Annotated in this window: 9 protein-coding genes and 1 pseudogene; 5 read left to right on the forward strand and 5 right to left on the reverse strand. The window is 41.0% G+C overall.

What is annotated here, in order from left to right; translation table 11 throughout:
• Positions 1 to 39 precede the first annotated feature (39 nt).
• Entirely contained in the window at positions 40 to 924 is an 885-nt protein-coding gene (locus tag MSKOL_RS10085; RefSeq protein ID WP_048155804.1) for a hypothetical protein, read from the forward strand.
• A gap of 682 nt (positions 925 to 1,606) precedes the next feature.
• On the forward strand, positions 1,607 to 2,869 hold the full coding sequence (locus MSKOL_RS10090; RefSeq protein WP_231592179.1) for an ATP-binding protein: 1,263 nt from the start codon (positions 1,607 to 1,609) through the stop codon (positions 2,867 to 2,869).
• 244 nt (positions 2,870 to 3,113) lie between these two features.
• Here MSKOL_RS10090 and MSKOL_RS10100 read toward each other — a convergent pair whose 3' ends face one another.
• From MSKOL_RS10100 to mtbC, 3 genes and pseudogenes are all read right to left on the reverse strand, one after another.
• The gene (locus MSKOL_RS10100; RefSeq protein WP_048155814.1) at positions 3,114 to 4,628 is read right to left on the reverse strand and encodes an APC family permease; all 1,515 of its coding nucleotides are present in this window, start codon (positions 4,626 to 4,628) and stop codon (positions 3,114 to 3,116) included.
• A 23-nt stretch (positions 4,629 to 4,651) separates the two neighbouring features.
• A pseudogene (gene mtbB / locus MSKOL_RS10105) lies at positions 4,652 to 6,055 on the reverse strand ([dimethylamine--corrinoid protein] Co-methyltransferase).
• A gap of 63 nt (positions 6,056 to 6,118) precedes the next feature.
• Positions 6,119 to 6,763: a dimethylamine corrinoid protein MtbC gene (mtbC, locus tag MSKOL_RS10110; protein WP_048120666.1), complete on the reverse strand. Its 645-nt coding sequence runs from the start codon at positions 6,761 to 6,763 to the stop codon at positions 6,119 to 6,121.
• Between the two features lie 556 nt (positions 6,764 to 7,319).
• Between mtbC and MSKOL_RS10115 the strand changes: the two genes are divergently transcribed.
• On the forward strand, positions 7,320 to 8,060 hold the full coding sequence (locus MSKOL_RS10115) for a methyltransferase domain-containing protein (protein WP_082091096.1): 741 nt from the start codon (positions 7,320 to 7,322) through the stop codon (positions 8,058 to 8,060).
• 108 nt (positions 8,061 to 8,168) lie between these two features.
• Here MSKOL_RS10115 and MSKOL_RS21070 read toward each other — a convergent pair whose 3' ends face one another.
• Positions 8,169 to 10,223: a PKD domain-containing protein gene (locus MSKOL_RS21070; RefSeq protein ID WP_048155817.1), complete on the reverse strand. Its 2,055-nt coding sequence runs from the start codon at positions 10,221 to 10,223 to the stop codon at positions 8,169 to 8,171.
• 124 nt (positions 10,224 to 10,347) lie between these two features.
• A complete protein-coding gene (locus tag MSKOL_RS10125) occupies positions 10,348 to 11,436 on the reverse strand; it encodes a radical SAM protein (protein ID WP_048120668.1) in 1,089 nt (362 codons plus the stop codon).
• Between the two features lie 393 nt (positions 11,437 to 11,829).
• Here MSKOL_RS10125 and MSKOL_RS10130 point away from each other — a divergent pair, with 393 nt between their 5' ends.
• Positions 11,830 to 12,147 carry a multidrug efflux SMR transporter gene (locus MSKOL_RS10130; RefSeq protein WP_048155820.1) on the forward strand — a complete coding sequence of 106 codons (318 nt, stop codon included), beginning with the start codon at positions 11,830 to 11,832 and terminating at the stop codon, positions 12,145 to 12,147.
• Positions 12,148 to 12,334: 187 nt separating this feature from the next.
• On the forward strand, positions 12,335 to 13,213 hold the full coding sequence (locus MSKOL_RS10135; RefSeq protein ID WP_231592180.1) for a hypothetical protein: 879 nt from the start codon (positions 12,335 to 12,337) through the stop codon (positions 13,211 to 13,213).
• The last annotated feature ends 112 nt before the right edge of the window (positions 13,214 to 13,325 follow it).

Below are 13,325 nucleotides of genomic sequence, written 5' to 3' on the forward strand. Positions count from 1 at the left end.
AATGAAGAGGGATACTAACAATAGAGAGGGGCAAAAAGAATGATTACATTAAATGAGGCAGAGGCAGTTGAAGTAAGTTTATCTGCAGTTGACGAGGGAGATGAGAGCAGAGCTTTCCAGGCCCTTGACTCCCTTACAGGAATTGCGGCAGATTTCCTTTCAGAGAATGAAGAGGCAGATGCCGAGAGAGTTATCCTATCGATTGAGAGTGGCGCACAGGCAGCTGCAGAGAGAGAGATGGAGCTCGTTACGATCAATTCTATCCTGTCCCTCGGGAAACTGGCAAGGAAAGCAGCAGACAAGGGATTTGAGTCTGCCCTGGGCAGGGCTTTCATAGCAATCGGAAAACTTGGAAAAACTGCAGCCGCACATTCCCTTGAAGCCGGTTCAAAGGTCGCTGCTACAACCCTGATGGAGATCTGGAACTTCTTCCCAGAAAAGTGGGATCAGGAAAAAGTAATTGCCTTTTCTTTGCTCTTTAAAGAGATCGGAATCTCTGCTGCTATAAATGGTATGGAGGACGTTGTACTCAGTGCAGTAACGGGCCTGGGAGAGATCGGGAAAAAGGTTGCAGCAAAAAGCCTTGAACTTGAAACTATAAGCAGCATGCTTTTGCTTGAGGAAATAGGTAAGATTGCAGCTGAGAATTATTTTGATGAAGCTCTGAGTTCAACAGCGCTTTCCATAGAAGAGATAGGAAAACTATCTGTAAAGAAGGAGCTTAATGACGCCGTTTTGCAGTGCCAGTGGACACTTGAGACTCTGAGAGTCCAGGCTGAAGAAAAGGCTCTAAATAACTCCTCAATTGTGGCGGAAGTAGCTCTGGATAACTTTAAAGATATCAGTTGTACGGATTCCGAAGAAAAAATGGAGAAGTTCCAGGAAATAAAAGTTCTTCAGAAAAAAATCCAATCTACTCTGTAAATTCAGGGAAGAGAAATTTTCTAACTCATCTATTTAGGACTTACGCAGTTGAACTGAAAAATCAACCACAGCAAACCGTTAACTGTTTAAAACGGGACTTTAATCCACAGTTTTTACCGTAATTGATTCTGTGTCTCAAGTGCGTAAGTCCTATATTGATATGACAAAGCGTAAAACCCCTGAGTTTAACTCAGGGGACATGGATAACTCAGGAAGCCCATAAGTCTTTTACTTAGGGGTAGTCCATGCTTCAAATGTAAGAGAAAAGTATTTCGTATGTATGCGCTGCGGGAAAACAAAAATAGTTTCTGAACCAAAAAACGAATAAGATTCCAGAAAAACTTAAAAAACCTGATCTTTATCTGTTGATCTGATTCTTACTTATAATTGGGCCACACTTGCCCAATTATTTATATGTTTCTATGAATTTTTTTTAATCCCATTAAATTGATACCTTAATTACGCAGGTGTTTATAGAAAAACGCTCTCTGCTAATGAAAATTTTAAGTTCATGAGCATTCAAGAATCTCCTTTATTTTTGTAAATTTTCTAGTTTTATGTTTTCAGATAATTGCTGGATGAAAGACTTATTAGCGCCAGAAAAACTATATAGTTTCATCTCACAAATTATTTTGATAACATGCAAAATTTTGACAACAGACAAAAATTGGAGCCCCTCCCCATGATCTGCAGTCACCACAATTTTTTTCAAAATGCCCCGGATTTAATCCCCAGAGAGATCTTCCCTTGCTGTTCCGTGGAAGACAGTGAAATTAAACTCATCTCTGGACCCACTCATGCAGGTAAAACCACCTTCATGAGCCAGGTTGCCAGTAATATGGTTGGAGTAAAAATTTATATTGATTTTGAAGATAGTCAGATACCGGAGCCGGGATCTGGAGATTTACAGGCTATTGAGGAGACTGCAGCCGAAATCCGCAAAAAAGAAACTGAAGACGGAGAAGGGCGAATTTTCTACTTTTTTGATGAAATCCAGAATCTTCAGGGCTGGGAGAACTGGGTTGACAGGCTTCACAGGCAGGGGGCAGAAATTTATCTAACTTCATCGAGATCAAAATTAATAAATGAGTTTTCTTCCAGGTTTTCAGGTAGATGTAAAATTTTAAGGCTTTTTCCTTTCTCTTTCAGGGAATACCTGCAGATTAAAGGTAACAGAATAGCAGAGCCTAATTTTCTAACGCCATCAAGCAGTGATGAGCTATTATGCATGTTTTTGCAGTATTTCGAAAACGGTGGTTTTCCGGATGTAATCAAAAAAGATGACATCAGTCTTTCCCGTAAATATTTTGAAGAAGAGTTGAAAAAAGGCGCTGCAGCCGGATATGATGTCCAGAAGTTAAAAAAGCTTGTCATATTTCTAATTTCGAACACGGCTTCGGAATATTCCCTCGATACCCTGAAAAAAATTAGTGGAATCGAAAGCGGGGAACTCATAAACACCTATCTGGACTATCTAGAAGACATTTTCTTACTTTACAGGGTCCCAAAACTCAACAGCCTCCAGGAAAGCGGGAAGGAAAAATATGTTCCCTGTAAGATTTATGCAGGCGATACCGGCCTTTTCAAAGCAGTATATCCCGGTTACCCTGACAGCCTTGGACTGAGATTTGAAAACCTTGTGTTCCTTGAACTGCTGAGAAGGGAAAAACAGGTATTCTACTTCAAGAACCAAAGAGAATGTGATTTTATCATTAAGGAAAAAGACAGCCAGAAAGTTTCGGCTGCAATTCAGATTTCGGTTTGCTTCGGAAACCCTGCAGTAATGGAAAGAGAAATTCTGGGGCTTACGGAAGCTCTGGACGAGTACGGCCTTGAAGAGGGGCTTATTCTGACAATGGACGAAGAAGAGACCATTAGAGTTGACGGCAAAAACGGAAAAAAAATAGTCATGGTTAAATCAGTGTGGAAATGGATGCTGGAATAAAGAAAATAAAGAGCAAAAAGGCGACATTCATGTAAAATGTTATAATAACTCCCGAACCTGTGCTGAAATATGTAACAGAAGGTAAAAATGAAAAGAAACCGGAACGTGAATATTCCAAACTTAATTTTCTATTCGGGACTTTTCCCGAAATCAGAAAGTCTTAAGGGAATAGTTCAGGTTCCTTTTATTCTGAGATCTCTGTTTGTATTTCGCTACTTTGATTCTTGTTTTATACTTAAGTTTCTTACACTGAAATTTCACCAAGAATGACATCTTTTTCCGCAGCTTTTCCTTCTTTTGCTTCTCTCTGGGAATAAAACCAGAGTGGGATGTAGAGACAAAGCACGAAAAAACCTACCCCTGTAGTAGCCCAGCCTAGTTCAAGGCTGTTGAGGTAAATTATCCCTACAAGAAAGAAGGGAACATTCAAAATTGCCGTTGCCAGTGCTACGTTTTTCCAGCCGCGTGGGGCTTTAAAGGGTCTTTCTAACCTTGAGAACTCAGGGTCATTCCTTACTTTGAAATACGTATAGAGACTGATTCCGTTAGCACACATATACCCGATTGCAGAAGCTGCAAGAATTGCAGTAGGATTTCCCAAAAGGATTAAACACATATTGAACATGGCATCTGCAGCCATTGCATTCATCGGGTGTCCGTGAGAGTTCAGTTTGCTTAGAAATGCGGGAAGATTGCCTTGAATTGACATTGAATAAATTGACCTTGCCGAGGAGAGAAATGCAGTTTGGATAATCAGTAGCATGGCTCCGATAAGCATTATTATCGAGATGGAAGCCCCAAGAGAACCTAGAGAGATATTTGCAAGAGGAAGCATAGGAGACACAGGCTGGACAATTACTTGATCAACTCCAAGAGTGCCTATTACAGATGTCTGAACCAGTATATAAAGCACAAGACAAATTCCTCCGCAGACTAGTAGTGCTTTTGGAGTATCAGTATTAGGGTTCTTGTATTCTGGCCCGTAAATTGCTGCTGTTTCCCAGGCACAAGCACTCCATTCTGCCATTGCGAAAAGCCCGAAAATGATGAGTACATGTTGCAGGTCCCAGGTCCAGTCAACAGGGAACCAAGAGCCTGTGATATTAGCAATATGAAAGTCCCCTGTGAGGAATGGAGCAAGTGTAATAACCATAAGAGGAATCAAAGAGACTACCGCTAAGACGTACCCTGCTCTTGCTCCATTCTTGAGTCCTTTTGAATTTATAACTGCAAGGGAGCCAAAAATAAATCCACCTACCAATAAGGAAAGGAAAGTCTTGGGGATTACGGCAAGGGCTGGTATCAAGCCCTGAAAGTAGTCCCCTATCAGGATCGCATAAATTGCAAGCACAGGACTCCAGCCGAACCAGTAACTCCAGGCGCTGAAACCACCTATGAATTTACCAAACTTAAATTTTCCTTGATTAATTTTATTCGAATTTGAGCCAAAAACGGTTTGGGTATAACCTGGCAAACCCGATGCCTTAGGAAAAACCGTTGCAAGCTCTCCGAATGCGAGGTTCTGGATAAAGCCGAGTAAAATAGTCAGGCCCCATAATATTATTGAAAAAGCCCAGACATAGCCTGTAAAGTAACCTATCGACGGTAGGATTAACAAAGGAACGCCAAGAGCTATTGCAAGCCCTTGCTTCCAGTCAATACTTCTTTCAAGCTCCTTTGGCTCGCAGTGTGCCCTGCTGCAATCTCCTGCTGGATTCAGGTCAGTTTGAGGATGGGAAGGATAATGGTCACTGCTCATAAAATCACCTTTATTCAAATTTTTTAGGCAATCTGCTTTCTGAATAGGTTGCAGGAATTAATTTTAATGTCGAGCAACTTTTCAATGTTCATTTTTGCAGCAATACCTTTTGCAGCGCCTGGTACTGACGTTATAACCCCGATATCTAGCTCCTCACGCAGCTCGCGCATAACGTGCTCGTCCACAAGGTCCATCTTGTCGACCCCGAGTTTTTTTGCGACGTACTCTTTTGCCTCGCCTATGCGCATATTTTTCGAGAACTCCATCCTTGCAACAAGGTCACCTGCAGCCCTAATTCCAGTCATACCTGAAGCCATTATGTGGGAAATCGGCATACCCATCGGGTCGCCGACTCCTATCTATATGCCGTCGACGCCTGCAATTTCGACCATCGCCTTGCTTGCTCTGGTAACCGCATCAATCGGAGGAGTTTCAAGCATTGGAATTCCGCCAACTCCCATTCCCATATTTACGTGACAGGGAATCGGAGACGCTTCGACTGCAGCCTTGATGAAAGTAACTGCACGGGCAAGGTTCCAGGCTGAGGTCTTGCTGGTGTTGGTGTTGCATACTGGTCCGAAAACATTTGCTCCGGCTTTTGCAATAAGCGGAGCCTGTTCATGTGGCCATAAACCTGCGAGTCGCACTCCATCGTATTCCAGTTCTCCGTGCATACCAAGTACCATCTCGCCAGCCATGCCTGCTTCAATGTACATATCAGGGAACTCTTTTCTAAGGGCCTGGATTGCATAAAGTGTGCCGTACATATCTCCGTCGCCTGCCGCGCCGGTTGTATCAAAGTTAACACCGTCAGCCCCGGAGGCAAAAAGTTTCTGCATGACCCAGACCGTGTCTCTGGTAAGGTGTTCGGCAGCGTGTTCCATGGATTCTTTTGCCTTATCAATCTTGAATAGCTTCATAAGGTCGCCAGGGTTCTCAAAGGGCCCATCAGGGGTGTAGTAAAGTCCCATATTGGGCATCGCCCCATAAAACAACGGAATGATCATGTTTTGCTGACAGACTTCCATTGCCTGACACTCGTTTGATACAACAGGTTTTACCAGCTTGAAACTGTAATCAATGTGCCCGAGTTCCATCGTGTCGGCACCAAAAGCACGCTCGTGCATCATGCAGCCAACTAAACGGCTGGAAGGAATGCCAACTCCACTGTTACCCTGATCACCATCAAGCCTGATAGTACCAATGTCGTGTGTCACAGGAATTTCCATACCCTGTTCGACGCTCACAGCCTTGCCGGGCATGATAAGGATCTCTGCAAGCTTGTCTATTTCATTGGCGCTCAGGGTAGGGATCTCGCCAAGGTCGGCAGCGTTTGCAGTACCGGCTTCGATTTCCGCCATTATTTTTTCTTTGGTAAGGAAGACACGTTTCCCGTCTCCCATTCTCAAAGCGTATTCGGTTGCCATTTTTTTAATTCTCCTTTTGACAAACTTAGTTTAGATGATATCGATTTTATTGAGAGTTGAGGCTCATAGCAGCAGTTCTTTTGCTTTTGCCACGGCTTCGCTTGCGTTTTCAGCATAGCAGTCTGCACCGATTTTGTCAGCCCAGGACTGGGTTGCAGGGGCTCCGCCTACCATAACCTTTACTTTACCTCTGAGTCCTTCTTCCTTGAGGAGTTCAATTACCTCCCTCTGCCCCTGAAGGGTCGTCGTCATAAGGGCGGAAATGCCGATCATATCAGCATTGACTTCCTTTGCCTTTTCTACGAAATTCCTTGTAGGCACATCCCTGCCAAGATCATAAACTTCAAAACCTGAGGACTGGAGCATAGTAGAGACTATTGACTTGCCGATATCATGGACGTCGCCCTCGACAGTTCCGTTTACGATAACTCCCAGTTTCTTTTCCTGTGTGCCTGCTGGCAAATCTTCTTCAAGCAGCTTTACCCCGGCAGTCATTGCGTCGGCTGCCATCATCACATGGGGCAGGAAAAGTTTCCCTCTCTCAAAAAGAGTTCCTACCTGGTTCATGCCTGATGAGAGCCCTTTTTCTATGATCTCTTCTGGAGGGAGCTTTAACTTCGCTTTTCCTACCGTTTCGATTACTTTTTCCTTTTTACAGGAGATTACCGCATCAGCAATCTCAAGGAGTAATCCTTCTGTATCTGCCATTTTTTTTCGGTCCCATTTTTATTTGGAAGTAGTTGACGTTTTTCTTTATAATTATTAGGAAAACGGTAAGTTAGTTCCTATTAATGTTATATATATTTTTCTAAAATTATATAATAAGGTCTTAAAAATATAAAGGAGACTATAAAAGAACAGCAAATACGAATGTAAAAATTTTTCATAAAGAGTCTAACTTTCAAAAATAGGACAAAGTTCAAAAAAGCTTTGATGTTAAATAATTTTGGGAATTTGTACTGTTTATATATCTTCAGCTTAACATTCTTCAGTGACATTATCTTCCTAGAGATCAAGTATATATTTCATTATCAAAAATAGAAGTATTAGGGGAGTAAGAAAATAGTGTACTATTCTTAAGATAAGGGGATCTGAAGATTCTTTATGGAAGAAACAGAATACGCTATTTTTCTATTAGATAAATTAATTGGAAGTCTCTGTCTACTTCATTACGAATTATGTGATCGATAATTAACGTATTTGTTAAAACATAAATTCAAAATTATAAATTATAAAACACGGAATTTTATCAGGGGGAATAGGCATGGAAGTAGAAAGTAGAAAAAAGATGAAAAAAACACATACTGGGCCAAAGAATATTTGGGAAGGCTTTTTTAAGGATAAAACACACGGAGGGCATAGATATTCGTCTGAGGAGTTTCTTGCTATGGAAGCCAGGGAAAAACTATTCCACCTCGACGGAGGCAAAACGCTGCTTGACTTCGGGTGTGGTTCTGCAGAACTCCTGACCTACTATGCTCCTGAATATGACCAGCTTTTAGGAGTAGACTTTTCCCCATCCATGCTTGGAGAAGCAAGTAAAAGGATCAGTCAAAGAAAATGTAATAATATTGACCTTATACTTGCTGACCATGAGACACTCTGGGAAAACCTTGACTCAAACTTTGATCGAATAACTGCAGCCGGAGTGATTCAGTACTTAACGTTTCAAGAAATTGATGACTTTATTGCTAAGGCATCAGAGTATCTCAGTACAGACGGTAAAATAGTATTTTTTGACATACTGGACCCGCGATTATACCCATTGTGGAAACTAGGAGTATTTGCACCGAATGCAGGGCTTTTAAAAGCTTTGTACCGAGTAGGTTGCGATTTTCAGAGTTCAATATTGTCGGCCTTAAAAAACCGTCCGAGAAACATTTACGGTTTTACCCACAACCCTTACAAAATCCAGAAAATTGCGAACAAACACGATTTAGAGATGCGCTATATACAATCAATGTACTATGAATATAAGTATCATGCAATAATGTTTCGGACTTAAAAGAATGAACTGAAAAAAGCAAATGAATTCCTAAAAAGTGGAAGAAACTTTACCTTCTTATTTCATCATTTACGGGAAAATGAATTAGTGAAGTACTGGACTTATATTTCATTCCACTTTAATTTGCTGGTTTCTGTTTGTACTGCTACCTTTTTTATTTTTCACTGTTAAGCTGACAGTATATGTCCCTGCACTATAGTACGTGTGTACAGGATTCCTTTCTCTCGAATGTGGAGTATTGTCTCCGAAACTCCATTCCCATGATGTAGGACTACCCGTGCTCTTATCTGTGAATTCAACTTTTAAAGGAGATTTCCCTGATATAGGGTAGACCAAAAAAACAGCAACCGGAATTATGTCTTGTTCCAACTCTACCTTTGCTTTTTCCTTGAAGCTTTGAATTATTTCCTCTGAACATTCACATAACCTGTCATGATCTTCCTGAGACTCTTTTTTGTAGTCACAAGTTTTTTTATGGATATATTTTGGATCACAGTTTTTCAGGTCATATATATCTGTTATATCGGCAAGTAGCCAAAGTTTGAACGCTAAATCTTTGTCCATTTTGAGGTATTTGACTAAATCCGAGTTTTTATCCATTTCCGTGTAATACTTTGCCCTGTCTATATATAGTTGGAGTTGTTCCTCCGTATAGCTTCCAAGAGTCTTTTTCATTTCGTTTAATAGACAGTTAGTTCCTTCTCCTTGATTTCGGGTATCAATGTTAAATCGATTTATAAGTATACCCATATTATTATTGAAGCTTTCAAGTTGTTCCCTCATATAGCTTTCAAGTGTGTTTTTTCTCTCGTTTAGTGGACAGTTAGTACCTTCTTCTTGATTTCGGGTATCAGTATTAACTTTATTTACAAGTACACTCATATTATTATTGAAGCTTTCAAGTTGTTTCCTCATACAGCTTCCAAGCGTGTTTTTTCTCTCGTTTAGTGGACAGTTAGTACCTTCTCCTTGATTTCGAGTATCAATATTAACTTTCTTTAAAAGTAAATCCACATTATTATTGAAGCTTGCAAGTTCTTCTATTTTTCTTATTTTTGCATTATATAGAAGATATGCAAGGTCTTCGTCAAGCCGCAGTTTTGTGACAAAGCAAGAGTTTTCGACTTTGTATCCAACCCTGGCATCGAATTCATTCTTTTTATCACCGGGAAGAAGCTCCTGAACCCAGGCAAAGATCCATGCCTCTATCGTTTTGGTGAATACTCCGGCAAAAAAAGAAAACACGAAAACAAAATAATTATTTATTTCTTCAGCTTTTCCTAGTCTTAGAAGGTGATTTAGCAAATAGAAGCCTACTAGCGCTATAAATGGTGCAATAAGAATTCTTCTGAAATATGACCAGGCAATACTTGTCTTTTTATATTCCGGAATAAGTTGTTCGAATGTTTCTTCAATACTTAAAAGAAGGTAAGAAAGGACGCCAATAAATGATGCAGCGATTATATAGACCGGAAATTGCAGTTTCGTTATTCCATAAAATGTAATATAGTCTATTTTCTGATAATCAAAATATAAAAGCACTGTAGGCCATATAAGGACTACAAAAATTACAATAAAATTTCTAAATATATCGTGAAGCTCCATTATCAAGTTAATTCTGTCACTTGCGTTATTTTCATATTTTTTTCTTTTGTTATATTCATACTTACTAGCCGTGTATATAAAAAATAATATCAAAGCAATGAGGGCATAAAGAACCAGTTTTAGTATCAAATTAACTGGGTGAAGCCACAGAAGAACCAACAATGACGCTATAAGTAAAAACGTAACAAAACAGAAGTTCATCCTATCAAAAAAACGGCATAGCCAGAACAAAAAGAGAAGAGATCCAAGAAAAAGTGGTAATAAAAGAATACTTGGAAACATTTGTGTGTTTCTTACAGTACCATCTACTGTGCCATTTACAGTACCATCTACTGTGCCATTTACAGTACCGTTTATAATGCCAATTATTGTTTTATTTGTTTCGTTATATATTGTACCATTTATTTTACCGTTTATTGAGCCATTAATCTCTGCTATTGTGTCATTTGAATTCGTATTTGTTTCATTGTTTGCTTCTGCTGCCCAGGTCCCCTGAACCAGCAAACTAAAAGTGAAAATTATTAATAGAAATTTACAGACTCCGCTTCCCCTCCCCATAAATAGTAATTTGTAAATTCAAATATAAATATATTCTTTTTTATATATATTATGTTGAATGTGGGCCCCACCTACTCTTCTGCCATTTCCTTCCAAAAACAGCACAGTTCATTTACATGTACAATCAGACCAGTAAATCCTCAATCCCTGCCTCTCTCACAATATCGATCGCCTTAACCTCTTCTTCCTGAGTCAGGCGGCGTCCAATCTCCGGATACTCCATAGCCCGGTAGCATGGCCTGTACTGGAACATCAGGTTGAACCTGATTTGAGGGATATGTTTTGCAACCCATTCGGCAATCGGCCTTGTACAGCATTCCAGATGGCCTGGCAGGACAAGATGGCGAAGGAGAATTTCTGAGGTTTTGTAGGCGAATTCGAAATTTGGCTGCACGATTTCCAGGTAATTTTTTATTTTTGAATATTTCCGGGCGCATACATCGTTTCCGTATTTAAAATCTCCAAGATAGACATCCACAACCCCTTCGAGGATTTCTGCAATTTCAGGGGAATGGTACATATTTGAGTTCCAGACCACAGGCGTATTTACAGAGATTTCCCGGACTATCTTCAGGACGGTATGCGCGTGCGGAGTCGGGGTAACGAAATTTACGTTCCTTGCCCCGTGCATTCTCCGGAGGTCGATAAGCTTTGCAAGTTTCCTGGGCTCAATTCGAATTCCAGCATCATGACAGGTCGAAATATCCCAGTTCTGGCAGTAAACGCAGGCAAAGGTACAGCCTGTAAAAAAGATCGTGTGAGATGGTACAAGCTCAGGCTCTTCTCCCATGTGCAGGAACTCAGAAGCATAATTGGAAAGGTCTGTCAGCCTGCAGAATCCTTTTTCGCCGGCTTTCCTGTCAACCTCACAGCGCCACCCACAGCACTGGCATTTTTTCAGCATTCTGTCTACAATCGCAATTTTAAGGTCAAGAAGAGAGGGACTGGCTTTTGGAAGCTCCAGGAAGCTTCTGGTAAAAAATGCCAGCCTGTCATTTGCATTTTTATAGTCAAGGACTTCCGCGGCTTCTCGTTCAAGGTCTTCTTTGAGTTTTCGGTACTCTTCGATCTCGTTACCATGAATTTTCCTTAGCTCTTCAAGCTGCATGCCTGGATCAAACTGGACCGGAATTCTTTCGGTTATCTTAAAAAGGGAAGGCATTTCATCTCTCTGCACCTTGAAGTAACGTTTCAGGTACTTCGGGGCTGCCATACTGAAATATTATTCCACATGGGTTAAAGGTTTATTGTCTGTTTCTTCTGGTTTTAATTCCAATATCCGGTTCTGATTTTTAGTTCTGATTTTTAGTTTTGAGTTCCAGTTTTGAGTTCCAGTTTGAGTTCCAGTTCTGATTTCCGGTTATGATTTCCAGTTCTGATTTCCAGTTTGAGTTCCAGTTCAGACTTCTATTTTGATTTTTTAATTGCTGATTTTGCTGGTTTATTAAATCTGGATTTACATTCATTAGCGTACTTTTTAGAAACGAATAGGCTTTTCCAGGCTCTTCACATGCAAGGTTATAAGAATAAAAAGGCTTTTAACACTTTTTGACTGCTATCCTCACGGGTAACTCTAAAAATTCACATAAGCAGGTTGGGAACGAAAATGGAATGGTTCTTTCTTTTTATCGCAGGTCTTTTTGAAGCAGCCTGGGCAATAGATCTGAAATATACGGAAGGTTTCACGAAGCTTTATCCAAGCATCTTCACCGTCGTGTGCATGTCTCTTAGCTTCTATTTTCTTTCCCAGTCCCTGAAGACTCTGCCAATCGGAACCAGCTATGCGGTCTGGACCGGAATCGGGATTATCGGCACTACGATTCTTGGAGTCCTGCTCTTTAATGAGCCCATGGACTTTGCCAGGGCTTTCTGTGTTATTTTAATATTCTCAGGGATTATCGGGCTCAGGATAATTTCTCCATAACCTTTTGCAGAACTCCTGTTCTTTTTCAGGGCCTTTCCTGTACTACTGGAAGTAGACCTTTTTCTGCGGTTGGGAGCCAAAAATTAAAAACCTGCAAGACAATTTATAATGGGATTAAACCCGAGGGTTGTTTTGGTTCCGATTTTATCTTACCTTTTGATCAAGTGGTCAAAAATTAGCTTTAAAGATGCCCGCGGGAGACTTTTGGGGGAATATTCTGGTTACGCTTGACAGCACGACAATTAGTCTCTGGGATTTAATGTCCCTTCTGTTTGTACTTCTGTTTCTCTATGCAATAATCTACCCGCAGTCGCAGCTAAAACAAATCCGGTTGCGGCGCATGGCAAAACTGAAAGCTATGGAAAAAAGCCACGGCTGCAAGGTGCTCACTATGATTCACAGGCGGGAGGCAATCTCTCTTTTCGGGATACCGGCCTACCAGTACATAGATGAAGAAGATGCCGAGCAGATCCTGCGCTGGATAAGAAAATACAAAGATTATCCGCTTGAGCTGATCCTGCACACGCCAGGCGGTCAGCTCCATTCCAGTATCCAGATCGCACGCGCCCTGCGGCGGCACCCGAAAAACACGAAAGTTATTATTCCTCACTATTCGATGTCAGGAGGCACAATCATCGCCCTTGCCGCAAATGAAATCGTGATGGATAAGGACGCGGTTATCGGGCCAATCGACCCCCAGATAGGAGACTTTATTCGCGGGATGTACCCTGCCCCCTCCTGGATATATGCTGCAGAAACAAAAAAGGAACAATCCGATGACATCACCCTTGTTATGAGCGATATCTCAAGAAAAGCCCTCAAATTCACCAGAAATGTTGCAAAAGAGCTTCTTGAAGGCAAAATCCAGCCAGGCCCGGCTGGGGAAAGCAGGCTCGACGAAGTGGTCGAAAAACTGGTCAGCGGAGAAATGATCCACAGCACTCCTCTCTCAGCCGGCGAGGCAAAAGAAATAGGGCTTGCTGTCAGTACGGATTTTCCAGAGGACGTGCACGAGTTTATGAAACTTTTCAAGCCTGTAAAGAAGAGTGTGGAATACACTGAGTAAACTGGAATGAAAATTGGCTTGAAGAAGTGAAGTTAGAGAAGTTTAGGCCTTGGAAATAAATTTACATAACCTATTAAATTTATCCATTATTTCATAGGATATTTTTATTCAA

It is taken from the genome of Methanosarcina sp. Kolksee (assembly GCF_000969945.1).
GTDB lineage: Archaea > Halobacteriota > Methanosarcinia > Methanosarcinales > Methanosarcinaceae > Methanosarcina > Methanosarcina vacuolata.